Genomic DNA, 305 nt, shown 5'->3' with positions numbered 1-305 from the left:
AGCTCAAAAAGCTAGGAACCAAGCCTGCACTAGTGGGCACAACGAACTGGCCGTTCGCGTTGAATCCGTTTTCTCTACTAAAGAGAATAAGAGTCCCGAGTAAAATTGGGGGATTAGCTCAGCTGGCAAGAGCACCTGCCTTGCACGCAGGGGGTCAACAGGCTAGCCGCCCGCGTTGAATCCGTTATTCTTTGCTCGAAAAAACAAAGCGTACCGCATTAGACAAACGAGTCTAATGAAATGAAGAGATTAACAAATAAAACCCAATTAAACTTGGGGGATTAGCTCAGCTGGCTAGAGCACCT

At 47.5% G+C, this 305-nt stretch carries 1 tRNA gene; it reads left to right on the top strand.

Annotated features, from left to right (window positions below):
* Positions 1–107: 107 nt before the first annotated feature.
* Positions 108–194, top strand: a tRNA-Ala gene (locus G9H65_RS13310).
* The last annotated feature ends 111 nt before the right edge of the window (positions 195–305 follow it).

The organism is Aquirufa ecclesiirivi, from assembly GCF_011250515.1.
In the GTDB taxonomy this organism is placed as follows: domain Bacteria; phylum Bacteroidota; class Bacteroidia; order Cytophagales; family Spirosomataceae; genus Aquirufa; species Aquirufa ecclesiirivi.
The sequence above is the reverse complement of the archived record's forward strand: the minus strand, read 5'-3'. Positions and strand labels throughout refer to the sequence as shown.